A 22,410-nucleotide genomic window follows, 5' to 3' on the forward strand; every position below is an offset into this window, starting at 1 on the left:
GGCGTCGAGCCTCGGCCGTCCGCCGGCGCGACGCAGCCTCCCAATAAGCAGTAGGCACCGTACCGCCACCCACGCCTTGCCCGCCTATTCCTGCATCACATTCGTCGATGCGCTCGCAAGCTTCGCGCTTCTAAGGACGTATTCCAAGTATAAGCGGCGTATATCCGACTGATATTGAGGAGAAATTGACCTGATCGCCGCTCGCCTGCCTATCGTTAACCGCTCTTTAACGATGGAGACGGCGAATGGCTCGTGGAGTGTGGCCGCGATCCCGCGTGGGCCGCGGTGACGACCTTCCAGGCAGGGAACTTGCGGGCGCAGGCTTCGCGGGCGGCGGCTTTGCCGGCGGCGGTCTCGCGCTGCTGCTCGCGCCGGGGCTCGCCCCCCTCGCGCCGGCGGCCGAGGCCGGGCCTGCCCCGGCCCTCGTCGCGCTCCGCCCGGCGGTCGCGCCCCGGACCGGGGCGGGCCCGGCGCTCAAGCGCGCCGTCGACCTCGTCGGTGCGGCCCTCGGCCTCCTCGTGCTGCTGCCGCTCCTTCTCGCGATCGCGGTGCTGATCAAGTGGGACTCGCCCGGGCCGGTGCTGTTTCGCCAGAGCCGCGTCGGTCTCGGCAACCGGCCGTTCCAGGTCTGGAAGTTCCGCACCATGACCTGCTGCGAGAACGGCGCCGTGGTCCGGCAGGCCCGGCGCGACGATCCGCGGGTGACCCGCATCGGCCGGATCCTGCGTCGCACCAGCCTCGACGAGCTGCCGCAACTCGTGAACGTCCTCCTCGGCTCGATGTCGCTGGTCGGGCCGCGCCCGCACGCCGTGGCGCACGACGCCCAGTTCTCGGCCATCGTCCCCCGCTACGCCGAGCGCCACGCGATGCGGCCGGGCATCACCGGCTGGGCCCAGGTGCGCGGCTGCCGCGGGGAGACGCCCAATGCCGCCGCGATGCAGCGCCGTGTCGATCTCGACCTCGCCTACATCGCGCATTGGTCGATCCTGCTCGACCTCGTCATCCTGGCGCTGACCCTGCGCGAGGTCTTCCGCTCGCAGGCCGCCTACTGAACCTCGCTCCCGTTCCGACCCGGCCGCGTGCCGCGCGGCCGGGCGACGAATCGTTCGTGCCCGAGGAACCCCCTTCATGCTTGTCGTCGATCTCCTGCTCTGCGCCCTGGCGCTCGCCGGCGCGGTGCCGGTCCTCGTCCTCGCCGCGCAGGTGCTGGCCTCGCTGCCGCTCCTGCGGCCCGCACCGCTCGCCCCGCGCCGCCCGGCACTGGCGGTGCTGATCCCGGCCCACGACGAGGCCGTCCTGATCGCCGGCGCGGTGGCGGCCCTGCGTCCCGGCATCGGCCCCGGCGACCGCCTGCTGGTGGTGGCCGACAATTGCCGCGACGCCACCGCCGCCGTCGCCCGCGCCGCCGGGGCCGAGGTGGTGGAGCGACACGACCCGGTGCGGCGCGGCAAGGGCTTCGCACTCGATTTCGGGTATCGCCACCTCGCCGCGACCGGGCTGCCGGAGACCCTCGTCGTGGTCGATGCCGACTGCATCCTGGCGCCGGACGGCCTCGACCGCATCGCGCGGCTGAGCGCCGCCCTCGACCGGCCGGTCCAGGCCGCCTACCGCCTCGTGCCGCCGCGCGAGGCCTCCTCGTCCTTGCGCCTCGCGGCCTTCGCGACGGTCGTCAAGCAGATCGGCCGGCCCCTCGGCGCGGGCCGCCTCGGCTGGCCCTGCAACATCTCCGGCACCGGCTTCGCGGTGCCGGCGCGGCTTCTCGCGACGGTCGGGCTGGCGAGCGGGCACCTCGCCGAGGACCTGAAGCTCGGCCTCGACCTCGCGCTCGCCGGCCATCCGCCGGTCTTCTGCCCGCAGACGGAGGTGACGAGCGTGCTCCCCGCCGCTACGACCGCCAGGAGGACGCAGCAGACGCGCTGGGAGCACGGCCACCTCTCGCTGATCCTGCCCTATGCCGGCCTCCTCGCCCGGGGCGCCCTGGCGCGGCGCGATCCCCGCCTCGTCGCCATGGCCCTCGATCTCTGCGTGCTGCCCCTGGTGACGCTCGGCCTCCTCGAAGCCGGGCTCCTGGCGGCCGGCGCCGCCTGGTGGGCGCTCGGCGGCGCGCCGGCCCCGATGCTCGTCGCCGGCGCGAGCCTCGCGTTCCTCGTCCTGACCTTCGGGACGGCGGGCCGCCGCTGGGGTGCCGGGCTCCTCAGGCAGCGCGACCTGCGGGCCCTGCCGGGCCTCGTCGCCGGCAAGGCCGGCATCCTCGCGCGCTTCGCCGGCCGCCGGCGAGCGGTGTGGGTGCGGACCGATCGGGGCGGGGAGGAGCCGCGCGCGGGGTAGGGGCCTGGCCGGTCTCCCGGCACCGAGCGCAGGTATCGAGCGCAGGTCCCGACGCCGCTGCCACCCGGCAGCGGCGTCTCTTCGCGCAACCACGATGCCGGGCGGCGACCGGGTGGGTCAGCGGGATGCTCTCCCCCATCGGGGGCAGCGGCCACCCGCTCCGGCGATCCGCCGGCCGCCGCCCGCGCCACATCCCGCACCTTCTCCAGCACCGCCGCCATCGCGGGGGCGACCGCCCGGAAGGTGGCGCTCTCCTCGACGGTCCGGCGCGCGCCCGCCCCGAGGCGGGTCCTGGCGTCCGGGTCGTCCCGCAGGGCCGCGATCGCCGCAGCCAGCGCGACGGGATTCCCGCGGCGGCACCAGGAGGCCGTTCCCATCCGCCGATCACGTCATCGCCGGTGCCGGCAGCCCGGGTCGCGACGACGGACTCGCCCGGCATCATCGCCTCGAGCACCGTGACATGGCCCAGGGTAGAGGCCGTGTTGCGCAGGGACGCGACGTTGACCCGGGCCCGGCCGCGCAGATCGTGGCACTCCGCGATGCCGAGGCCGATCCATCACCGTGACGTTCGGCGGCAGGGCCAGGCCCTCGTCCGCGTGGGCGGCCGTCAACCCCCTGAGCGGTCGTGGCCGTGGGGCGCTGGCGCCGCGGTGAGGCGGGCGGACCCGCCGACATGGCGCGTGATCCAGCCGCCTTCGTCGCGCATGAAGGGAGTCGCGAGGATCCACTGCATCGAACCGGCCCCCGTCCTCGTCGCGCGTCGCAGCCCGATCGCGGGCCGCCGCGCGGTCGCGCCGGATCCAAGGGCCCTCCGGGGCCGGCCGGAGCGGGACGATCCGGCGGCCGCACGGTGCCAGAAAGGCGGTGGGGCTCACCGAAAGGCGCAACGGCACCGCGTCGGCCGGCGGACGCCGCCCGCCCGAAAAGGCTCCCGGGGACCCCCGCAGGCGACCGGAAAGGCGGCGCTCCCCACGGGAGGCCGGCCCGCTACCCTGCCGTCGCCCTTTTTCTGCCGGGAGACCGCCCCGCCGATGACCCGCTCCGCCGCCGCCCTCGCGCTCGTCCTCGCCCTGCAGGGCGCTCCGTCCCGGGCCGAACAGACCGGCGCGTTCCGCGACCCGGTCGCGCAGCCCTTCGCCTCGACGAGCATCTGGAACACGCCGCTCGGAAGGGGGCGGAGTTCCAGCCCGGTGATGCAGCCGAGACGGCGCTCCTGCGCAACCAGAATGCCGGAGGCCCCGCCGGCGCCTTCGCGTGGATCGGCGGCCATGCCTTCGGGATCTACCGTCAGGGAGCGGACGATCCGGTGCGCCCCTGGACCTATCGCGGGCGCCCCCCGACCCTGCCCTGGCCCCATGGCGGCTCGCCGGGCGGCGGCCGCTTCTCGATGCGCACGCCGCCCGGCATCGCCTTCCTGGGCGGGACCGACGGGCACGCGGTCCTCATCGACGAGGAGGGGCGCTACGCCTACGAGATGTGGCTCGGGGGCTTCGACCCGGCCCGCGGCCTCTACTCGGCGCACGTCATCATCCGCACCGACCTGCGCGGCAGCGGCATCGCCGCCAGGACCGGGACCTCGGAGGGCGTGCGGGCCTTCGGCGGCTCGCTCGTCGGCGGCCTGGTGCGCCGGGAGGAGCTGGAGCGGGGCGAGATCCGCCACGCCATCGCGATGGCGGCCAGCACCAGCCAGGCGAGCCCGACCCGCATCGTCTGGCCGGCCTCGACCACCGACGGCGACGGCCGCAACGGGCATACCGGAATCATTCCGATGGGCGCGCTGTTCGCGATCCCGCCTCAGGTCGACCTCGACCGCCTCGGCCTCGCGACGCCCGAGGGGCGGGCGCTCGCCCGGGCGTTCCAGGAGTTTGGCGGCTACATCACCGACACCGCCGGCCGCACCGTGGTGATCGCCTACCTGGAGGAGGGCTGCACCGAGGCGCAGATCGACCGCCTGCAATCCGACAAGGACCGCATCCTGACCGCGCTGACGATGGTGACCAACAACTCCGCCGCCCATCCGGGCGGCCCCGGTCCCCGCGTCGCGGCCCCGCCGCCGCCGCTGAAGGGCGAGTGAGGACCGGGCCGGATCTCGCCGGGCCTCCCTTTCCGGGGCCGGAACGGGCCTGTGCGACCGGGGCGTCAGCGCAAGGAGATCGGGGGAGGGGGAGGGTACGAAGCGCCGCGGAGGATGGGCGCGAAGTCACGGTCGAGACGCAGGCGGCACATCAAGCGCGGTCGCGGCGTCGTCGCCCCCCGTGGCACGGACCCTCCGGGTCGTGTCGATCGGACGACATGAAATCCGAGGTGAGGGCGGCGGAGCGGGGTCGCCCCCCGCAGGGGCAGGATCGGCGCGGGAAACCGTCCCCGCGCCCTCCTCTCGTCACAGCTTCAGGTCGGAGCGGGATTCGAAGGCCCGGATCGCCACCTCGGTCCGGTTGGTCGCCCCGACCTTGCGCATGATGTTGCGCACGTGCACCTTGACGGTGCTCTCCTTCATGTTGAGCTCGAAGGCGATGATCTTGTTCGCCTTGCCCTTCTGCAACTGCTCCAGCACCGCGGTCTGGCGCGGGGTGAACTGGCTGCGGGGGTCGGTCGCGCCGGCTTCCTCGGGCCCGCCCCGGCGCTGCAGCAGGCAGCTCGCCGGCACGAACACGCCGCCCGCCCGCACCAGGCGCATCGCCTCGATCGCCACCTTCAGGCTCACATTGGTCGGAATGTAGCCGCGGGCGCCCTCGTTCAGGCGCTCGACGATCTCGCTCGGGTCCTCGCTGTCGCAGAGCAGGACCAGGCTGGTGTTCGGCCCGATCCGCGCGCGCAGGGCGGCCTCGCGCTGGGCGCCGCGGCCGCCTTCGCGGGGATCGTAGTAGAGCACCACCAGGTCGCCGTCCCGGTGGCCGACCGCACCCCGTTCCCACTCGTCGATCGACGCGAAGGTCACGACGTCGTGGTCCGGGATCGCCTCGGCAAGGCAGTTGCGCAGGCATTCCCGCACCAGCTGCCGCGGCTCGATGATCGCGATGGCGGGCTTCAGGCCGACCTCCTCGGCGGGCTCGAACGCGTCCATCGCACTCTCATTCACCTCGACCAATCTGCGGCCCCGCGAAGCGAGGCCGTAATCAACGAGAGCAGGCGTCGACATGCTTCACCTCCACCACTGTACGATCGATCATTATTGTTGGACAGGTCTCACGGAGTGATGGTCAAGGCGCCGTACTGACTGCGCGATGCCACCCCTTGTCCGCGGCCGGATCGGTGAAGGATGCGGGCGTCATCGGGTCATCGACTGCATTACCCAGTCGAGCCGACCCTTCGCATCCGCCGCTCCCTCTGAAATGAGTCCTAACACGGCCACAAATCAGTTACAATCCTAAATGTGGTGGTTTACATCAGCATTGATCGGCGGATGAGGGTAGTTTGATTGATTGAATGACGAGGATCCATCACTTGATGCACACGCGGTACGTGTATGCCTGTGGAATGGATGCGGATGAATTGACGCTGGGGTGAACCTTGTGGAAAAGGCCCGAAGAGACGCCCGACATTATCGCTTGGTCAAAACCCAGACACTTGCACGACAGATGCGAGTGCGGTTTCGAGTGGGAGGATCCAATGAACTATCATCGTATCGTCACTCGGTACGGGCGGATCAACGCATGCCCGTCGTCGGGCGACAGGATCGCCCATGTCGCGGGTGTCGATCCTCGGGACGGAGGAGGTGCCCCGGTCCAGCCGGGAGGCTGCGCCCGTCCCTCGTCCTCGATCCAACTCGCCGCCCCACCCATACATCAATCTATGTATTCAATCTGACGTCCCCGCTCGCTTCAGCTCGCCTCGACCTTGTTCAACAATCAACCAAAGAAGGTCGCGTCAACCATATCGTTTGATAGGTTTTAACCCCCAATGCCGCGGTGCAGTGATCCAGAAAAGAAAAGATCATCGGCAGGCTCTGCGCCTGCCGATGATCGTGGGTCCCGATGAGGCGGGCGTCAGGCGCTGAGAGGCAGGGCAGGCCGGCCCGCGAGGGCGTCCGCCAGGGCGCCCGCGACGGCATCGACGGTCTCCTCGCCCATGCCGGCATAGAGCGGCAGCAGGATGCAGCGGTCGCGCGCGGCCTCCGAATGCGGCAGGGCGTGGCGCAGGGGCAGGTCGGCGTAGGCCGGTTCGAGATGGATGCACATCACCCCGCGGCGGCTGGAGACGCCGCGGTCGAGCAGGCCCTGCATCACCGCGACTTGGTCGGCGCCGGGAGGCAGGCGCACCCCGTAGCTCTGCCAGTTCGAGCGGGCCCAGTCCGGCTCCGCCGGGACAACGACGGGCAGGCCGGCGAGGGCCGCGGCGTAGAGGCCGGCGAGGCGCCGGCGCTCCGCCACGATGGCGTCGAGGCGCGCGAGCTGCACCCGCCCGATCGCCGCCTGGAGGTCCGTCAATCGGTAGTTGTATCCAACCGTCGGATAATCCTCGAACACCACCGCCCGGCTGGCGTGGCGGGCGACGTCCGAGACGCCCATCCCGTGCTGGCGCCACAGCCGGAACTGCCGGTCCCAGGCGGCGTGGCGGGTCACCAGCATGCCGCCCTCGCCGGTGGTGAGGATCTTGCGCGGGTGCATCGAGAAGCAGGCGACGTCGCCGAGCGGCCGGCCGATCCGCTGCCACGCCCCGTCGATCCGGATCTCCGACCCGATGGCGCAGGCGGCGTCCTCGACGAGGGCGATCCCGTGGCGACGGGCGACCGGGACCAGCCGGGCCATGTCGCAGGGCATGCCGATCTGGTGCACCGCCAGGATCGCCCTGGTGCGGGGCGTGATCGCGGCCTCCGCCAGGTCCGGATCGATGGTGAGGGTGACGGGGTCGATGTCGACCAGCACCGGCTCCGCCCCGCATTGCCGGATGGCGTTGGCGCAGGCGATGAAGGTGTGGCTGACGGTGACGACCTCGTCGCCGGGCCCGACGCCGGCGGCGAGCAGCGCCAGATGCAGGGCGGTGGTGCAGTTCGAGACCGCGCAGGCGTGGGGGGCGCCGACCGCCGCGGCGAACTCCGCCTCGAAGGCGGCGACCTGCGGCCCCTGCGTGAGCCAGCCGGAGCGCAGGACCGCGCTCGCCGCCTCGACCTCGGCCTCGCCGAGATTCGGCTTGATGATCGGGATCACGAGGCGAACTCCATCACGGGGGCAGGGGTCGCGGCGACGGCGGGCGTGCGGGTCTGCCGCCACCAGGCGACGAGGGCGTCGAGCCCCTCGTCGAGGCCGATGCCCGCCTGGAAGCCGGTGAGCTCGCGGGCGAGGCCGACATCGGCGAGCCGCCGGGGCACCGGGTTGACGCTGCGCTCGGCCTCGTGGACCGGCACCAGGTCCGGCCGTCCCATGACGGCGGCGAGGCGCCGGGCGAGCCCGAGGAGCGAGGTCTCCTCGCCCCGCCCGACATTGAGCGCAACGTCGCTCGCCGGGGAGAGCGCCGCCAGGATGTTGGCCCGGGCGACGTCGCGGACGTCGACGAAGTCCATGGTCTGCAGGCCGTCGCCGAAGATCAGCGGGGGCTCGCCTCGGGCGATCCGCTCCATCCAGCGGATCAGGACCTCGGTGTAGCGCCCGTGCAGGTCCATGCGCGGGCCGTAGACGTTGAAGTAGCGTAAGGCGACGTAGTCGAGCCCGGCCATGTCGTTCCAGGAGCGCAGCAGGCCCTCGCCGAAGCTCTTGGCCGCGCCGTAGAGCGTGCGGTTGCCCGAATGCGCCTCGGCCTCCGGCGTCGGGAAGGTCGTCGCCATGCCGTAGACCGAGGCCGAGGAGGCGTAGACCACCTTGCCCACCCGTTCGGCGACGCAGAGTTCGGCGAGGGCGGCGGTCGCGTCGACCATCACCTCGATCGCCTGGCCCGGCTCGGCGGCGCAGTGGGTGATGCGCAGGGCCGCCTGATGGAAGACGGTGTCGCAGCCCGCCACCAGCCCGGCCATCAGGTCGCGGTCGCGGATGTCGCCGATGACGAGCTCGACCGCGCCCGACGCCATGGCGGCGGAGAGGTTCTCGGTCCGGCCGCGGATCAGGTTGTCGACCACCACGATCTCGCGGCAGCCCCGCGCCACCAGCTGGTCGACGATGTGGGAGCCGACGAAGCCGGCCCCCCCGGTGACGAGGACGCGCCCCAGGGTGCGCGAGGACTCACACGGCTTCAGCATAACCACCTCCCAGGCTGTCGGTGAGGGCCGAGACGACGGCGGCGATCTGCCGCTCGGTGATCTCGGGGAAGAGCGGCAGCGACAGCCACTCGCCGGCCAGCGCCTCCGAGACCGGGCAGGGCGTGCCGAGGCGCACCCGGTCGGCATAGGCCGGCTGATGGTGCACGGCCCTGGGATAGTGGATGCCGGTGGCGACGCCCGCCTCCTGCATCCGGGCCCGCACGGCGTCGCGGTCCGGCACCCGCACGGCGTAGACGTGGTAGACGTGATCGCGGCCGCCGGCCCTCGGTGCCTTGAGGCCGGCCTGACCCAGCAGCGCGTCGTAGCGCGCCGCCGCCCGCCGCCTCCCGTCCGTCCAGCCGTCGAGGTAGCGCAGCTTCACAGCGAGAGCCGCCGCCTGCACGGTGTCGAGGCGGTAGTTGAAGCCCGGGCGGACGTGGTTGTAGCGCCCCTCCTGGCCCCAGTCGCGCAGGGAACGCAGGGTCCTGGCGATGTCGGGGTCGTTCGTGGTGATCGCCCCGCCCTCGCCGCAGGCACCGAGGTTCTTGCCCGGGTAGAAGCTGAAGCAGCCGACCGTCCCGAAGGCGCCGGCCCGGCGGCCGTTCCGCTCGGCGCCGTGGGCTTGGGCGGCATCCTCCACCACCGTGATCCCGTGCCGCTCGGCGATGGAGCCGATCGCCGCCATGTCGGCGAGCCGCCCGTGCAGGTGCACCGGCACCACCGCGCGGGTGCGGGGCGTGATCGCCGCCTCGAACGCCGCCGGGTCCATGGTGTAGGTCTGGGGGTCGACGTCGACGAGGACGGGCTTGGCGCCCGCGTAGAGGATCGCCGCGACGGTGGCCACGAAGGTCATCCCGACGGTGATCACCTCGTCGCCGGGGCGCACCCCGGCGGCGATCAGCCCGAGGTGGAGCGCGGCGGTGCCGGTCGAGACCGACACCGCCTCGGCGGTCCCGCAATGGGCCGCGAAGTCGCGCTCGAACGCGGCGACCGGGGGCCCGAGCACGTAGGCGCCGCTGCGGAGCACCGCCAGCACCGCCTCCTCCAGGGGCTCCTGCACGGCCCGGTACTGGGCCTCGAGATCGAGAAGCGGGATCATCACGCGGCCCTCAGGGGAGACAGGTCGATCGGGTGGCCGCGCTGGGCGAGCGACTGGGAGGCGGCCTCGAGCAGGCGCACCACGCGCAGGCCGCTCTCGCCGGAGCTGAGCGGGACCTCGCCGCGGGTGATGCAGCGGGCGAAGTGCTCGATCTCGGTGACGAGCGCTTCCTTGACCGGGATGTGCGGGGTCCAGACGTCGCCCATGCGGTAGGCCGGCAGGATCCGGCGGATCTCCTCCGGCGAGGGCCGCTCGTCGAACTCGACGCCGCGGTCGTAGACCTTGACCTTCTCGCTCGGCTCCATGTCGTCGAAGACGATCATCCGGCGGCTGCCGCCGATCAGCGTGCGGCGGATCTTCACCGGCGCGAGCCAGTTCACGTTGAGATGCGCGGTGACGCCGCCCTCGAGGTAGAGGGTGATGTGGGCCATGTTCTCCGGGCTGCCCTTGATGTGGCCAGCCCCGGTCGCCGAGATCGCCAGCGTCTCGGCCGGCAGCAGGTAGTCGAGGATCGCGAGGTCGTGGACCGCGAGATCCCAGATCACGTTCACGTCGTCCTGGAACAGTCCGAAATTGATCCGCGTCGAGTCGTAGTAGAACAGGTCGCCGGTGACCCCGGTATCGATCAGCTCGCGGATCTTCTGGACCGCACCGGTATACACGAAGGTGTGGTCGACCATCAGCGTCAGGCGGCGCTTGGCCGCCTCGGCGACGAGGCGGGCCGCCTCGCGCGAGGTCGGCGTGATCGGCTTCTCGACCAGCACGTGCTTGCCGGCCATGAGGGCGGCGAGCGCGATCTCGTAGTGCAGCCGGGTCGGCGTCGCGATGGCGACCGCGTCGATCTCCGGGTCGGCCAGCATCCGGTGCCAGCTCTCGTCGATCGTCACCCCTGGGTGGCGGGAGGCCGCGCGCGCCTGCGCGGCCGGCGAGGGATCGGCGATCGCCGCCAGGGCGGTGCCGTTCGCTTCCGCGACGCAGCGCGCGATGTTCGGCCCGAAATAGCCGTACCCGATGACTCCGATCCGGATCATGACGCCTCCGAGGGATTGAGCAGGGAAGAGGGGAGAGAGGAGGTGGCGGGCACGCCGGCGACGGAAGCGCCGTCCGGCACGTCGCGGGTGACGACCGATCCGGGGGCGATCCGGGCGCCCGCCCCGATCGAGAGCCCGCACAGGATCGTCGCGTTGGCGCCGATGACCGCGCCCGCCCCGACCCGGGTCGTCTCGAGGGTCCAGTCGTCGGGGCCCATCAGGGCACCCGCCGCCGTCACGGCGCGGGGGTGGCGGTCGTTGGTGAACATCACGCCGGGACCGATCGCGACGTCGTCCTCGAGGGTCACGCCCTCGCACAGGAAGGCGTTGGCACCGATCCGGCAGCGCGCCCCGACCGAGGCGCCGCGCTGGATCTCGACGAAGGGCCCGATGCGAGCCTCCGCGCCGATCGCGCAGCCGTAGACGTTGACGAGATCGGGGTCGGCCAGGACGGCGCCCGCCGCGATCCGCGCATTCACCACCGGCATCCCGTCCCCCGTCCCGTGACCGTGCTGGGACGCTAGGCGGCCGGCCCGGCCAAGTAATCGTGCCAATGCGAGGGTGCGCGTTACACCCTAATCACGCCGGAATGAGCCAGAACGGACCGGTATCGCTACCGCTTCGGACGTATAGCTGGTGTTCACGACCAGTCCGGCGGGTCGGATCGCCTCGCCGTTTTCCGATCTGGGCAGGGAAGGGGAGGGATTCCGACACTGGTCCGCGAAGGAGCACACTCATGCCGACCTTAGCGGACAAAGCCCCGACCTGCGTCGTGCGGGGCCTGAGCTTCGATGCCCTGGCGACGGCCCTGGTCCGGGGCCGGGCCACGGTCTTCACCCTCAACATGATGCACATGCGGCTCCTGTCGCGGGATCCGGAGTTCCGCGAGAGCTACCGCCGGGCCTCGATCGTCACCCTCGACAGCAACCTGCTCAACACCTGCTTCCTGCGCCGGCGCATGACGGTCGCGACCGGCAGCGACCTCGTGCAGCACCTCTCGGCCAAGAATTCGCTGCGCGACCGCTCGATCCTGGTGATCGGCAACGTGACGCGCGAGGAGGCCGGCGCCGTGATGGCGACCCGGCACCTCGAGGTCGTGCGACCACCCTTCGGCTTCATCCGCGACCCGGCGGCGGTGGAGGCGGTGATCGCCCGGGTACGCGAGGCCGCGCCCGACGTGGTGTTCATCGCGGTCGGCGCGCCGCAGAGCGAGATGCTCGCCTTGCGCCTGCGCCGCGCCGGCCTCCTCGCGCCCTCGATCCTGTGCTGCGGCGCCGCCTTCGAGTTCGTCCTCGGCAAGCAGACCCGTTCCCCGGTCTGGCTGCGCCGCACCGGCCTCGAATGGGCCTGGCGGCTCGCGAGCGATCCCCGGCGGCTCGCCGGCCGCTACGCCTCGGATGCCGGCTTCATGCTGTCGATGCTGGGGCCGCTGGCGCGGCTCGCCCGCTCCGGAGCGATGAAAGTCGGCGGCCTGCAGCTGCAGTTCCGCCAGGAGGCGAGCGCGGGAATCGGGCGGGGAGTCCTCGGGGGGGGATAGCCCAGACATGAAAAAGGCCGCCTCGACCCAGCGGGGAGGCGGCCTCCTTGACGGCGATCACAGGATGATCGCGCGGGATCTTACTCCGCGGCGGCCGGCTTCTTGGCCTTGGTCTTGCCCTTCTCGGCGCCGCGCTCGGCGCGCTCGGCGATGCGGGCCGACTTGCCGCGGCGATCGCGCAGGTAATACAGCTTGGCGCGACGGACCTTGCCGCGACGGACCACCTTGATCGAGTCGATGTTCGGCGAGTAGATCGGGAAGACGCGCTCGACGCCCTCGCCGTAGGAGATCTTGCGGACGGTGAAGCTCTCGTTGATGCCGCCGCCGGAACGGGCGATCACGACACCCTCGTAGGCCTGAACGCGGCTGCGCTCGCCTTCCTTCACCTTGACGTTCACGATGACCGTGTCGCCGGGCTCGAAGTCGGGGATCGTCTTGTTGAGCTGAGCGATCTGCTCCTGCTCGAGCTGCTGGATGATGTTCATCGGTCAAACTCCTGCCGTCGCCGCCGCGCCCCGGGATGGGATCCGGCGTCAGGATTTCGGCGTCCTGTTGTGAGTTGCCGGCTCCATACAGGAACGGCCGCGGCTTGTCGACACGGGCAGGGAGGGCTTTTTCGCCCGGCACGAGCTTCACCCGGCACGAGCATCGCGACCCGCGAGTCGGGAACAGAACGGCGCGTCCGCTGTTGTGTCGGGTCGGTGCGGTGCCGGATCCCGGCGCCACCCGTTCCAAGGACCACACGGAGGACCCTCCCTCATGCTGATGCGTTGGACGATCGCCGGCCTCGCCGCCCTGGCCTTCGGCGGTCTCGCCGCCGCCCCCGCGAGCGCGGCTCCGGCCGGCCCCGGTCTCGCCGGCGTGCTCGCCCCCGAGGCGCCGGTGACGCAGGTCGCCCAGGGCTGCGGCCCGGGCTTCGCCCGCGGACCCTACGGCGGCTGCCGGCCGATCTACGGCCGCCGCGTCTTCGGCCCGCCGCGGGTCTACGGCCGCCGCTGCTTCATCCGCCCGACCCCGTACGGGCCGCGGCGCGTCTGCCGGTTCTGATGAGGTGGGCGGGGACCCCGGAGGGGGTTCCCGTCCCGCTCAGCTCGCCTTCGGCCGGAACGCCACCAGGGTCATGTCGTCCCGGCGCGGCTCCGCGCCGCGATGGTCCGACAGCGCCGCGTCCAGGGCGCGCACCTGCCCGTCGAGGGGCAGGTCGCGGTGCCGCGCCAGGATCTCGGCGACGCCGCGGTGCCCGAGGAGCCGGCGGGACGCCCCGCCCACCTGGTCGCTGACCCCGTCGGTCATCAGGAAGAAGGTCCGGTCTTCGCCGAGCGGGAGCGTGACGGCGGACAACGGGTCCTCCCGGCCGGTCGGGCGGTAGCCGAGGCCGTGGCGGCGGCCCTTGATCCGCGCGACGCCGTCCCCGGACAATACCGTGAGCGCGAGGCCGGCGCCCGCGAAGGCGAGCGTGCCCGCCGCCCGGTCGACGACGCAGATCCCGCAATCGAGCCCGTCATCCGACAGGTCGGATTCCTCCCTGTCCTGCCGCAGCCGCGTCCGCACCACCCCGTCGAGGGCGGCGAGGATCGCGTCGGGGCGGCACAGGGACCGGTCGTGCAGGATCCGGTCGAGGGCGGTGGCGACGATGAGGGTCAGGAAGGCGCCCGGCACGCCGTGGCCGGTGCAGTCGGCCACCACCACGACGCTCAGGGTCTCGCTCCCCTCGCCCGCGATCTCCTCGATCCAGAAATAGTCGCCGCCGACGACGTGCAGCGGCTCCCACAGGACCGCCACGTCGAGGGCGCCGCCGCGCAGGGCATCGGGGCCCGGAAGCACCGCCTGCTGGATCCGGCGGGCGTAGCCGAGGCTTTCCATCACCAGGCCGTTGGCCTCGGCGAGCCGCGCGTGGGTGCGCTCGAGCTCGGCCAGCAGGTGGCGGGCCTCGTCGCCGCTCCGCAGGCCCTCGACCATCCGGTTGAAGGCGGCCGACACGTCGGCGATCTCCCGGCTCGGCCGTCGGTGGTCGGCGAGGTCGACCGTGACCCAGTCCTTGCGCTCGACCCGCCCCATCGCCGAGAGGAGCCGCGCCAGCGGCGCGAGCACGTGGCGGCCCACGGCGAGCCGCAGGGAGAGCGCGAAGGCCAGGATCAGCGCGACGCTTGCGGCGAGCACCATCACGACCTGCTTCTCGGCATTGGCCCGCAGGCTCTCGGCCGACAGGACCAGGGTCAGGCTCCCCGCCGGCTGCCCGGCCGCGCCCGCCTCGATCTCGGACGAGACCTGGATGCGCTCGAGGCCGCGGCCCCGCGGCTCCTCGCCGAACCGTCCGACCACCGTGCCGGCGGCGTCGCGCAGGGTCGCGAAGCGGAAGGCCGGATCGAGGGCGAGCGCCTGGAGCTGCGGGCCGTAGGAGGCGGTCCAGTCCGGCCGGGCGAGCGCCCGGGCGGTCATGTTCGCCATCATCTGCGCCCGCTCGCCTTCGATCCGGATCTGGTCGCCGTAATTGACCCAGGCGATCGCCACCTGGGTCAGCAGCACCACGGCGGCGATCACCGGCGAGAGGCGCAGGAACAGGGTGTGGGCGAGGCCGTCGAGGTTGCGGCCGCGGGCCGCGCCGCGCAGGGCCCCCGGGCGCATCGTGTCGGCGCCGCCATCATGCGTCGTCGGCACCTCGGTGAGGCCGAGATCGGCGAGCGCGTCGCCCCGGCGCATCGGGCCGGCCCCGCGCAAGGAGCCGCCCCGACGGGACTTGTCCCGCGGCAGGGCCTCACCGCTCAAGAGGAGCGCTCCGCCGGGGAGGGGAGCGCCCGCTCCACCCGGTTGCGGCCGCCGTTCTTGGCCGCGTAGAGGGCCGCGTCGGCCCGGCGCATCGCCGCCTGAAGGCTCTCGCCCGGTTCGGCCGCCGCGAGCCCGATGCTGACCGTGATGCCGATCGGCCCGGATTCGGTCGCGACCGGCTGCGCCGCCACGGCGGCGCGGATCCGCTCGGCGATCGCCGCCCCGTCCTCGGGGGAGGTCTCGACCAGCAGGATCGCGAATTCCTCGCCGCCGAGGCGCCCGACGGCGTCGAGGGAGCGCAGGGCCGAGCGGCAGGCGGCCACGAAGGCGATCAGCGCCGCGTCGCCGGCGGCGTGGCCGTGGCTGTCGTTGACGAGCTTGAACCGGTCGATGTCGAGCATCAGCAGGCAGGCCGCCTGACCGGTCCGCCCATGATCGGCACGCACATGATCGGCACGCACATGATCGGCAGGCCCATGACCGGCAGAACCTTGGGCGGGTCGCCGCGGCCAGTCCCGGGTGCAGACCTCGAGGAAGCGCCGGCGGGCCAGCGCCCCGGTGAGCGGGTCGGTGTCGGCGAGCCGGCGCAGCTCGGCCTCCAGCCGGGCGCTGGTCTCGATCTCGCCCGAGAGAGCCTCGTTGAGGGTCTGCAGGTCGCGCTGCTGCTCGCCGAGGCGTCTGTTGGCCTTCTGCAGGTCGGCCTGCATCCGGTCGCTCAGCCGCACCAGCCGGCGCTGCTCGCGGTAGCCGCGGCGGTAGGCCTCGGCCAGAACCTTCACGCCGTCGGCGAGGGCGGCGAGCTGGGTCAGCATCACCTCGGTCCGGTCGAGCACCGCCTCCTCGTTGTCGAACAGGCTGAACACGTTGGCGGGCCCGCCGGCCTTGCCGCCGGCCTTGCTGCCTTCCTGGCCGCCGCCGTCCCGCCGCCCATCGGGATCGGAGGGCGCGTCGCCGTCCCCCACCGCCGCCCGCGCCGCGGCGCGCTCCTGCGCGCGGTCCTGGCCCGTCTTGCCGGTCATGCCGCGCTCTCCTGCACCATCTCGAACCGGGCATGCGAGAAATCGGCCGCGAAATCCTCGCCGGCCTCCGCGATGGTGTCGTCGCCCTCGGCGTAGAGCCAGCGGATCGTCACCGCGCGGCCCGCCTCCGCGGCCTCCTCGAGCGGCATGAACAGGTTCATCAGGGCCTTGGCGCTCGACGAGTTGAAGTACGACAGGGCGACGTCGACGGTCAGCGGCGAGGTCCCCGCCTCCAGGCAGCCGCGCAGGGCCTGGAGCAGCGGGCCGTAGAAGGCGGCGGCGTCCTCCGGATAGGATTCGCCGCGCAGGAGCAGGCGCCCGGCGGGAAAGTCGAAATCGACCAGCGGCGAGCGGCTGGTGGCGGGGATCTGGATCCGGTCCATCGTCGGGCGCCTCAGATGAAGGCCTTGAGGCAGAAGAAGCAGCGGTCGTCGCCGCGGGCCTGGAACTCGTACTCGACCGGGGCGCTGGCGCGGCGGGCGATCTCGATCAGCCCGATGCTGCCGCCGAGGCTGCCCTCGTCGGCGGGCTGGCGCAGCCGCTCGCGGTAATACTGCCTCAACTCGTCGCCCGACAGGCCGGCGATGTGGTCGAGCCGGGCGCGCAAGGCGGTGACGTGCTCGCCCGGCACCTCGTTGCCGCAGGCGACGAAGAAGCGCCCGTCCTCGACCCCGACCACGATCAGGCCCGCGCTCACCATGCCGCCCGGGGCGGCGCCCGGCGGCACGAGCTTGTCGGCGGAGTAGCGGATGATGTTCTGCGCCTGCTCGACGAAGACTGAGAAGACCCGCTTCGACACCGCGGCGTCGGTCGCGCCCTGCTGCATGCGCAGCTTCAGGACCTCGCCGAGGGAGAACAGCACGTTCTCCGACAGGTCGCCGCCGAACGACAGGATGATCCCGTTGCGCCGCGACGCCTCGTGGAACGCCATGAACTCACTCGCGAGCACCGCACTCTCCTACCCGCGGCCGGATGGCCTAGGCCTTTCGCCCGAACAGCCCGAGGTCTCGCCCCCGGCCGGCGAGACGAGATGTTACATCGCCGAGACTGACCGGAGTGTTACTGATTCTCCGCCAGGAAGTCATCGCTTGATCATGCAGGATCGACCCGGCGAGTGTCGGGAGATGCTTTATCGCTCAGGATGTGAGCAAAATTTCCGCGGTTTGCTCCATGCTTGTGCAGTCGCAGTCGATTTCGGGACGATCTTGGCTCTCGGGCAATTCGATCGCACCGGAGATGTCGCCCGATCCGGGCCGTCGGCGCCGGTCGCGCAGCGCGCGAGGGCCGCCCGTGATTCGCGCCGTGCGGACGCTCCGGGATGCTCCCCGGAGGCACCTCTTGCGGGCGGCGCGGCGCGCGGGCAGCATCGCTCCGGCGGCGGAGCGCGTCCGGACATGGTCGAGATCAAGCGGCGCCGGTCCTTCGAGGCCGGCCATCGGCTCAAGTTCATGGTGCTGGTCGACGAGACCCCGGAATGCGACCGCGCGGTGCATTTCGCGGTGCGCCGGGCGGCGCGGCTCGGCGCCCGGGTGGTGATGCTGGCGGTGGCCGAGCCGCCCGAGACCATGGAGTGGCTCGGCGTCGGCGACGCCATGCGGGCCGAGGCCGAGGCCGAGACCGTCGAGCGGCTCGAGGCGCTCGCGGCGGCGGCGCGCCGGGCCGCCGGGGTCGATCCGGAACTGGTGGTGGCCACCGGCGAGCGCGCCGAGGCGATCCTGCGCCAGATCGAGGCGGACGAGGACATCGCCTTCCTGGTGCTCGCCGCCGCCGTCGGCAGCGACGGCCCGGGCCCGCTCGTCTCCTCGATCGCCGGGCGGAATGCCGGGGGCTTCCCGGTGCCGGTGGTGATCGTGCCCGGAGCGTTGAGCGAGGCCGAGATCACGGCGCTCGCCGGTTGAAGAGTCTCGGACTCTCCCCCGGCCGTCCATTGAGCTTTCGCGCGTTCGGGTCCACATCTCACCCCAGGTGCCGGCGCCCGTTCCGGGCCCGCGCGCCGTTCCCGGCCGGCCTTGAACCGGCGCAGAGAACTCCCCGAGGATCACCGATGTTCATCCAGACCGAAGCCACCCCGAACCCCGCCACCCTGAAGTTCCTGCCCGGCAAGGTCGTGCTGGCGGACGGCACCTTCGAGGCGCGGGACGAAGGCGCCGCGACGCGCTCGCCGCTCGCCCGCGCCCTGTTCGGCGTGCCCGGCGTGTCCGGCGTCTATCTCGGGCACGACTTCATCTCGGTCACCAAGGCCGAGGGCGAGCCGGGCTGGCCCCAGGTCAAGCCCGCGGTGCTCGGCGCCATCATGGAGCACTTCATGTCGGGGGCCCCGGTCCTCGAGGCCGGCCACGCCCCCGAGGAGCCGGCCGAGGAATTCTACGAGGAGGCCGACGCCGACACCGTGGCGACGATCAAGGACCTGCTCGAGACCCGGGTCCGCCCGGCGGTGGCGGGCGACGGCGGCGACATCACCTTCCGGGGTTTTCGCGACGGCGTGGTCTTCCTGGAGATGAAGGGCGCCTGCTCGGGCTGCCCGTCCTCCACCGCGACCCTGCGCCAGGGCGTGCAGAACCTGTTCCGTCACTTCCTGCCGGACGTGCGCGAGGTCCAGGCGGTCTCCTGATCGGGCGACCGATTCCGCCGTCGCGCGGTTTCCACGCCCGCGGCGGATGTTCTAAAGGCTGAGGCCGAACCGGGCCGCCCCGCATCCGCGGGGCGGTCCTTCTTGTGTTAACCTGTGCGTGCCACGCTGGGACTCAAGCGGCGGGGTCGATCATCGACCCCCCGCGGCCGGCGGCACGGACCCGGCCGCGGCGACGAGTCCGCGGACGGACGAGAGGGCGGAGCCTGACGGCGATGCGGATCCTGGCCATCGACACGGCGCTCGAGCGCTGCGCGGCCTGCATCATGGCGGACGACTCGCCCGAGCCCCTGGCCCAGGAGAGCATGGACCTGACGCGCGGCCACGCCGAGGCCCTGCTGCCCCTCGTCGAGCGGGTGATCGCCCGGGTCGAGGGCGGGTTCGACGGCCTCGACCGGGTCGCGGTCACGGTCGGCCCCGGCAGCTACACGGGCCTGCGGGTCGGCCTCTCGGCGGCCCGCGCGGTGGGCCTCGCCTGCGGCATCCCGGTCGTCGGCGTCACCACCCTGTCGGCGCTGCTCGCCCCGCTGCTCGCCGCCGACGACGACTTCCTCGGCAAGGGCTACCTGCTCGCCGCCGCGATCGACGCCCGCCACGGCCACGTCTACTTCCAGGCGCTGAGCCAGGACGGCGGCATCGCGGTGCCGCCGAGCCTGCTGCCCCTGCCGGAAGCCCTGCGGCTCCTCGGCCCCGGCCCCGCGGCGCTCGCGGGCTCCGCCGCCCCGGCGCTCGCGGCGGCCGCCGCGGCCCAGGGCGTGCGCGCCGTCGTGCCGGACGGCCACATCGCGCCGCAGATCGAATGGATCGCCTCGCTCGGCCTCGTCGCCGACCCCGCCCATGCCCTCGCCCGCCCCCTCTACCTGCGCGGGCCGGACGCCCAGCCGCAGGACCACGCGCGCCTCGCCCGCCGCTGACGGAGCTCCCCCCGATGAAGTGGATGCCGTTCCGCTCACCCCCGACCGCCCACGTCGCGCCCCTGACCTCGGCCGACCGGGCCGGTGAGCTCGCGGCGCTCCACGCCACCGCCTTCGCGCGGCCCTGGGAGGCGGACGAGTTCGAGCGCATGCTGTGCGAGCGCGGCCACGTCGCCCACGCCTTGATGCTGGGCGCGGTGCTCGCCGGCTTCGTGCTCTCGCGCCGGGTGCTCGACGAGGCCGAGATCCTCACCGTCGTCCTCGGCCCCGCCTCCCGCGGCGCGGGCCTGAGCCGCCAGCTCCTCTCGTCCCACCTCGCCGCCCTGGCGGCCGAGGGCGTGCGCCGGGTCCACCTCGAGGTCGACGACGGCAACGTCCCGGCGCTGGCGCTCTACCGCCGCCTCGGCTTCGCCGAGACCGGCCGGCGGGCGAGCTACTACGCGCGGCCCGACGGCAGCCGCGCCAACGCGATCATGATGCAGGCGGCGCTGGGATAGGGGCCGGGATAACGGAGGACCGCCGGGCTGTGGACGACCCGGGCCGGACTTGGTATGCGGCCGCACCCCCGAAACCCCCCGAGTCCCGCGCCCGCCGACCGAATCATGACGTACCTCGTCGCCGGCCTGCGGCTCCTCGCCTACGCCCTCACCTTCGCGCTCCTCGTCGGCCCGCACTGGCTCGGCCTGCGGTTCGGGCGCGGCGCGCTCGCCGGCCACGCGCCGGTCTGGCTGCACCGGGCCTTCCTGCGCCTGTTCAAGGTCCGGATCACCGTCGCCGGCACGCCGCCGGCCCCGGGCGAGGCGGCGCTGGTGCTCGCCAACCACATCTCCTGGCTCGACATCCCGGTCCTCGGGGCGCTGCGGCCGCTCTCCTTCGTGGCGAAGTCCGAGATCGCCGGCTGGCCGGTGATCGGCACGCTCGCGCGGCTGCAGCGCACCCTGTTCATCGATCGGGCGCGCAAGCGCCACACCGCGGTGGTCAACACCGAGATGAGCCGGCGCCTGCGCGACGGCGACCTGATCGTGCTGTTCGCCGAGGGCACCACCGGCGACGGCACCCGGCTCCTGCCGTTCCGCACCTCGCTCGTCGGCGCCGCGCGGGCGGCGATCACCGAGGGCGGCCTCGACCGGGTGCGGCTCCAGCCGCTCTGCATCGCCTATACGCGCCGCCACGGCCTGCCGCTGACCCGGGCCGAGCGCCCGGAGATCGCGTGGTACGGCGACATGGAGCTCGCGCCCAGCGTCAAGCTGTTCTTCGAGCGCGGGCCGATCGACGTCCAGGTGACCTGGGGCGAGCCGATCGCCTTCGCAGCCGGCACCGACCGCAAGGTCGCGACGGCGCTCGCCGAGGCCGCGGTGCGCCGGGCGCTCCAGGAGGCGGTGACCGGCCGCCCGCCGGTGCCCGTCCTGGAGCCTGCGCAAGCGGCGCCGCCCGTCGCCGCGCCGCCCGCCAAGGCCGCGCCGCCTATTCTCATTCCGGCCGCGACGGCTTAAATGACGGGGGCGGCCGCCATCGGGCCGCCGCCGCATCCGATCACCCACTCGATCAATTCCTGGCAGGGCCGGTTCGTTGAAGAAAGCGTTCGTCAAATCCTACGGCTGCCAGATGAACGTCTACGACGCCTCGCGGATGGTCGACCTGCTCGGCCGCGAGGGCTTCGTCGAGACCGGCACCGTGGAGGAGGCCGACGTCGTCGTCCTCAACACCTGCCACATCCGCGAGAAGGCGGCGGAGAAGGTCTATTCCGAGCTCGGCCGCCTGCGCGTCCTGAAGGGCGAGCGGGCGGAGGCCGGGCGGGACACCACGGTGGTGGTGGCGGGCTGCGTCGCGCAGGCGGAAGGCCGCGAGATCCTCAACCGCGCGCCGGGCGTCGACGTGGTGGTGGGGCCGCAGAGCTACCACCGCCTGCCGCAACTGCTGGCGGCCTCCAAGGACGGCCGTGTCGTCGACACCGAGTTCCCGGTCGAGGACAAGTTCGACCACCTGCCGCTGCGTCGCACCCGGGGGTGTCGGCCTTCCTCACCGTGCAGGAGGGCTGCGACAAGTTCTGCGCCTTCTGCGTCGTGCCCTATACCCGCGGGGCGGAAGTCTCGCGCGCGGTCGAGAAGATCGTCGCGGAGGCCGAGCGGCTGGCCGCGGCGGGCGCCCGCGAGCTGACCCTGATTGGCCAGAACGTCAACGCCTTCCACGGCCCCGGGCCCGACGGGCGCGACTGGACGCTGGGCGAACTCCTGCACCGCGTCGCCGCGATCCCGGGCATCCTGCGGCTTCGCTACACCACCAGCCACCCGCGCGACATGGACGAGGCGCTGATCGCGGCCCATCGCGACCTGCCGGCCCTGATGCCCTACCTGCACCTGCCGGTGCAGTCGGGCTCCGACCGGATCCTCGCGGCCATGAACCGCAAGCACGACGCCGACACCTACCGCCGCCTGATCGACCGGGTGCGCCGGGCGCGGCCCGACGTCGCGCTCTCCTCCGACTTCATCGTCGGCTTCCCGGGCGAGACCGACGCCGACCACGCCGAGACGATGCGGCTGATCGCCGATATCGGCTTCGCGAGCGCGTTCTCGTTCAAGTACAGCCCGCGCCCGGGCACGCCGGCGGCCGACAGCGCCGACGCGGTGCCGGAATCGGTGAAGAGCGAGCGGCTCGCCGAGCTTCAGGCCCTGCTCGAGCGCCAGCGCCAGGACTTCAACCACGCCACCGTGGGCCGGACCGTCCCGGTGCTGATTGAGAAGGCCGGGCGCCATCCGGGCCAGGTCGCCGGCAAGTCGCCCTATCTCCAGGCGGTGCAGATCGAGGGCGACGTCTCGCTGATCGGCACCGTGGTGCCGGTGCGGATCACCCGCGCCGGCTCGAACAGCCTGTTCGGCGAGGCGGTCGAGCCCTCGATCGTGGCCGCCGCGTGAGGAACG

The 22,410-nt window shown here is 72.6% G+C and carries 21 protein-coding genes and 1 pseudogene; 11 read left to right on the plus strand and 11 right to left on the minus strand.

Annotated elements, in window-relative coordinates; genetic code table 11:
* Nucleotides 1–275 precede the first annotated feature (275 nt).
* The 3 genes from DK419_RS11215 to DK419_RS11230 all read left to right on the plus strand — a co-directional run bounded on the left by DK419_RS11215 (nt 276) and on the right by DK419_RS11230 (nt 4,402).
* Nucleotides 276–1,052 (plus strand): exopolysaccharide biosynthesis polyprenyl glycosylphosphotransferase, encoded by a 777-nt coding sequence (locus DK419_RS11215; RefSeq protein ID WP_245442911.1) that lies wholly within the window; start codon nt 276–278, stop codon nt 1,050–1,052.
* A gap of 76 nt (nt 1,053–1,128) precedes the next feature.
* A complete protein-coding gene (locus DK419_RS11220) occupies nt 1,129–2,328 on the plus strand; it encodes a glycosyltransferase family 2 protein (RefSeq protein WP_109959145.1) in 1,200 nt (399 codons plus the stop codon).
* A 1,306-nt stretch (nt 2,329–3,634) separates the two neighbouring features.
* On the plus strand, nt 3,635–4,402 hold the full coding sequence (locus DK419_RS11230) for a hypothetical protein (protein WP_109959147.1): 768 nt from the start codon (nt 3,635–3,637) through the stop codon (nt 4,400–4,402).
* A 306-nt stretch (nt 4,403–4,708) separates the two neighbouring features.
* On the opposite strand, the gene DK419_RS11235 is transcribed toward DK419_RS11230, so the two are convergent.
* The 6 genes from DK419_RS11235 to DK419_RS11260 all read right to left on the minus strand — a co-directional run bounded on the left by DK419_RS11235 (nt 4,709) and on the right by DK419_RS11260 (nt 11,115).
* Nucleotides 4,709–5,392: a LuxR C-terminal-related transcriptional regulator gene (locus DK419_RS11235; RefSeq protein ID WP_162561193.1), complete on the minus strand. Its 684-nt coding sequence runs from the start codon at nt 5,390–5,392 to the stop codon at nt 4,709–4,711.
* Nucleotides 5,393–6,314: 922 nt separating this feature from the next.
* On the minus strand, nt 6,315–7,475 hold the full coding sequence (locus DK419_RS11240; protein ID WP_109959149.1) for a DegT/DnrJ/EryC1/StrS family aminotransferase: 1,161 nt from the start codon (nt 7,473–7,475) through the stop codon (nt 6,315–6,317).
* A complete protein-coding gene (locus tag DK419_RS11245) occupies nt 7,472–8,497 on the minus strand; it encodes an NAD-dependent epimerase/dehydratase family protein (RefSeq protein WP_109959150.1) in 1,026 nt (341 codons plus the stop codon). The genes DK419_RS11240 and DK419_RS11245 overlap by 4 nt, the downstream gene beginning before the upstream one ends.
* Nucleotides 8,481–9,596: a DegT/DnrJ/EryC1/StrS family aminotransferase gene (locus DK419_RS11250; protein ID WP_109959151.1), complete on the minus strand. Its 1,116-nt coding sequence runs from the start codon at nt 9,594–9,596 to the stop codon at nt 8,481–8,483. The genes DK419_RS11245 and DK419_RS11250 overlap by 17 nt, the downstream gene beginning before the upstream one ends.
* Nucleotides 9,596–10,627 carry a Gfo/Idh/MocA family protein gene (locus DK419_RS11255; protein ID WP_109959152.1) on the minus strand — a complete coding sequence of 344 codons (1,032 nt, stop codon included), beginning with the start codon at nt 10,625–10,627 and terminating at the stop codon, nt 9,596–9,598. The genes DK419_RS11250 and DK419_RS11255 overlap by 1 nt, the downstream gene beginning before the upstream one ends.
* Nucleotides 10,624–11,115: an acyltransferase gene (locus tag DK419_RS11260; RefSeq protein ID WP_109959153.1), complete on the minus strand. Its 492-nt coding sequence runs from the start codon at nt 11,113–11,115 to the stop codon at nt 10,624–10,626. Before DK419_RS11260 ends, DK419_RS11255 begins: the two co-directional genes overlap by 4 nt.
* Before the next feature lie 248 nt (nt 11,116–11,363).
* Between DK419_RS11260 and DK419_RS11265 the strand changes: the two genes are divergently transcribed.
* Nucleotides 11,364–12,164, plus strand: a complete 801-nt coding sequence (locus DK419_RS11265; protein WP_162561194.1) for a WecB/TagA/CpsF family glycosyltransferase — start codon at nt 11,364–11,366, stop codon at nt 12,162–12,164.
* An 80-nt stretch (nt 12,165–12,244) separates the two neighbouring features.
* Here DK419_RS11265 and rplS read toward each other — a convergent pair whose 3' ends face one another.
* Entirely contained in the window at nt 12,245–12,649 is a 405-nt protein-coding gene (rplS, locus tag DK419_RS11270; RefSeq protein ID WP_109959155.1) for a 50S ribosomal protein L19, read from the minus strand.
* 274 nt (nt 12,650–12,923) lie between these two features.
* On the opposite strand from rplS, the gene DK419_RS11275 reads away from it, so the two are divergent.
* Nucleotides 12,924–13,211, plus strand: a complete 288-nt coding sequence (locus DK419_RS11275; RefSeq protein ID WP_109959156.1) for a GCG_CRPN prefix-to-repeats domain-containing protein — start codon at nt 12,924–12,926, stop codon at nt 13,209–13,211.
* A gap of 39 nt (nt 13,212–13,250) precedes the next feature.
* Here the strand turns inward: DK419_RS11275 and DK419_RS11280 are convergent, their stop codons facing one another.
* Genes DK419_RS11280 through DK419_RS11295 form a run of 4 tightly spaced genes read right to left on the minus strand, consistent with a single transcriptional unit; the run spans nt 13,251 to nt 16,898 of the window.
* Nucleotides 13,251–14,930, minus strand: a complete 1,680-nt coding sequence (locus tag DK419_RS11280) for a PP2C family protein-serine/threonine phosphatase (protein WP_245442912.1) — start codon at nt 14,928–14,930, stop codon at nt 13,251–13,253.
* Nucleotides 14,927–15,949 (minus strand): GGDEF domain-containing protein, encoded by a 1,023-nt coding sequence (locus DK419_RS11285; protein ID WP_109959157.1) that lies wholly within the window; start codon nt 15,947–15,949, stop codon nt 14,927–14,929. The genes DK419_RS11280 and DK419_RS11285 overlap by 4 nt, the downstream gene beginning before the upstream one ends.
* Nucleotides 15,946–16,332 carry a DUF1987 domain-containing protein gene (locus DK419_RS11290; protein ID WP_109959158.1) on the minus strand — a complete coding sequence of 129 codons (387 nt, stop codon included), beginning with the start codon at nt 16,330–16,332 and terminating at the stop codon, nt 15,946–15,948. The genes DK419_RS11285 and DK419_RS11290 overlap by 4 nt, the downstream gene beginning before the upstream one ends.
* Before the next feature lie 11 nt (nt 16,333–16,343).
* Nucleotides 16,344–16,898 (minus strand): SiaB family protein kinase, encoded by a 555-nt coding sequence (locus DK419_RS11295; RefSeq protein WP_109959159.1) that lies wholly within the window; start codon nt 16,896–16,898, stop codon nt 16,344–16,346.
* A 445-nt stretch (nt 16,899–17,343) separates the two neighbouring features.
* Between DK419_RS11295 and DK419_RS11300 the strand changes: the two genes are divergently transcribed.
* The 6 genes and pseudogenes from DK419_RS11300 (at nt 17,344) to miaB (ending at nt 22,404) form a co-directional block, all read left to right on the plus strand.
* Nucleotides 17,344–17,847: a universal stress protein gene (locus DK419_RS11300; protein WP_109959160.1), complete on the plus strand. Its 504-nt coding sequence runs from the start codon at nt 17,344–17,346 to the stop codon at nt 17,845–17,847.
* A gap of 146 nt (nt 17,848–17,993) precedes the next feature.
* Complete coding sequence (locus DK419_RS11305; RefSeq protein ID WP_109959161.1) at nt 17,994–18,560, plus strand: NifU family protein; 567 nt, start codon at nt 17,994–17,996, stop codon at nt 18,558–18,560.
* A 233-nt stretch (nt 18,561–18,793) separates the two neighbouring features.
* Nucleotides 18,794–19,492 carry a tRNA (adenosine(37)-N6)-threonylcarbamoyltransferase complex dimerization subunit type 1 TsaB gene (gene tsaB / locus DK419_RS11310; protein WP_109959162.1) on the plus strand — a complete coding sequence of 233 codons (699 nt, stop codon included), beginning with the start codon at nt 18,794–18,796 and terminating at the stop codon, nt 19,490–19,492.
* Between the two features lie 14 nt (nt 19,493–19,506).
* The gene (locus DK419_RS11315) at nt 19,507–19,989 is read left to right on the plus strand and encodes a GNAT family N-acetyltransferase (protein WP_109959163.1); all 483 of its coding nucleotides are present in this window, start codon (nt 19,507–19,509) and stop codon (nt 19,987–19,989) included.
* 105 nt (nt 19,990–20,094) lie between these two features.
* Entirely contained in the window at nt 20,095–20,985 is an 891-nt protein-coding gene (locus tag DK419_RS11320) for a lysophospholipid acyltransferase family protein (RefSeq protein WP_109959164.1), read from the plus strand.
* A 76-nt stretch (nt 20,986–21,061) separates the two neighbouring features.
* Nucleotides 21,062–22,404: pseudogene (gene miaB, locus DK419_RS11325) on the plus strand (tRNA (N6-isopentenyl adenosine(37)-C2)-methylthiotransferase MiaB).
* Nucleotides 22,405–22,410 lie beyond the last annotated feature (6 nt).

This window comes from Methylobacterium terrae (assembly GCF_003173755.1).
GTDB classification, from domain to species: Bacteria; Pseudomonadota; Alphaproteobacteria; order Rhizobiales; family Beijerinckiaceae; genus Methylobacterium; species Methylobacterium terrae.

Excerpts from the sequence above, each read along its gene's own strand:
- rplS (WP_109959155.1), bottom strand. The coding sequence starts at position 12,649 with ATGAACATCATCCAGCAGCTCGAGCAGGAGCAGATCGCTCAGCTCAAC.
- DK419_RS11260 (WP_109959153.1), bottom strand. The coding sequence starts at position 11,115 with ATGCCGGTGGTGAATGCGCGGATCGCGGCGGGCGCCGTCCTGGCCGAC.
- DK419_RS11290 (WP_109959158.1), bottom strand. The coding sequence starts at position 16,332 with ATGGACCGGATCCAGATCCCCGCCACCAGCCGCTCGCCGCTGGTCGAT.
- DK419_RS11245 (WP_109959150.1), bottom strand. The coding sequence starts at position 8,497 with ATGCTGAAGCCGTGTGAGTCCTCGCGCACCCTGGGGCGCGTCCTCGTC.
- DK419_RS11315 (WP_109959163.1), top strand. The coding sequence starts at position 19,507 with ATGAAGTGGATGCCGTTCCGCTCACCCCCGACCGCCCACGTCGCGCCC.
- tsaB (WP_109959162.1), top strand. The coding sequence starts at position 18,794 with ATGCGGATCCTGGCCATCGACACGGCGCTCGAGCGCTGCGCGGCCTGC.
- DK419_RS11300 (WP_109959160.1), top strand. The coding sequence starts at position 17,344 with ATGGTCGAGATCAAGCGGCGCCGGTCCTTCGAGGCCGGCCATCGGCTC.
- DK419_RS11285 (WP_109959157.1), bottom strand. The coding sequence starts at position 15,949 with ATGACCGGCAAGACGGGCCAGGACCGCGCGCAGGAGCGCGCCGCGGCG.
- DK419_RS11255 (WP_109959152.1), bottom strand. The coding sequence starts at position 10,627 with ATGATCCGGATCGGAGTCATCGGGTACGGCTATTTCGGGCCGAACATC.
- DK419_RS11235 (WP_162561193.1), bottom strand. The coding sequence starts at position 5,392 with ATGGACGCGTTCGAGCCCGCCGAGGAGGTCGGCCTGAAGCCCGCCATC.
- DK419_RS11320 (WP_109959164.1), top strand. The coding sequence starts at position 20,095 with ATGACGTACCTCGTCGCCGGCCTGCGGCTCCTCGCCTACGCCCTCACC.
- DK419_RS11220 (WP_109959145.1), top strand. The coding sequence starts at position 1,129 with ATGCTTGTCGTCGATCTCCTGCTCTGCGCCCTGGCGCTCGCCGGCGCG.
- DK419_RS11305 (WP_109959161.1), top strand. The coding sequence starts at position 17,994 with ATGTTCATCCAGACCGAAGCCACCCCGAACCCCGCCACCCTGAAGTTC.
- DK419_RS11265 (WP_162561194.1), top strand. The coding sequence starts at position 11,364 with ATGCCGACCTTAGCGGACAAAGCCCCGACCTGCGTCGTGCGGGGCCTG.
- DK419_RS11250 (WP_109959151.1), bottom strand. The coding sequence starts at position 9,596 with ATGATCCCGCTTCTCGATCTCGAGGCCCAGTACCGGGCCGTGCAGGAG.
- DK419_RS11275 (WP_109959156.1), top strand. The coding sequence starts at position 12,924 with ATGCTGATGCGTTGGACGATCGCCGGCCTCGCCGCCCTGGCCTTCGGC.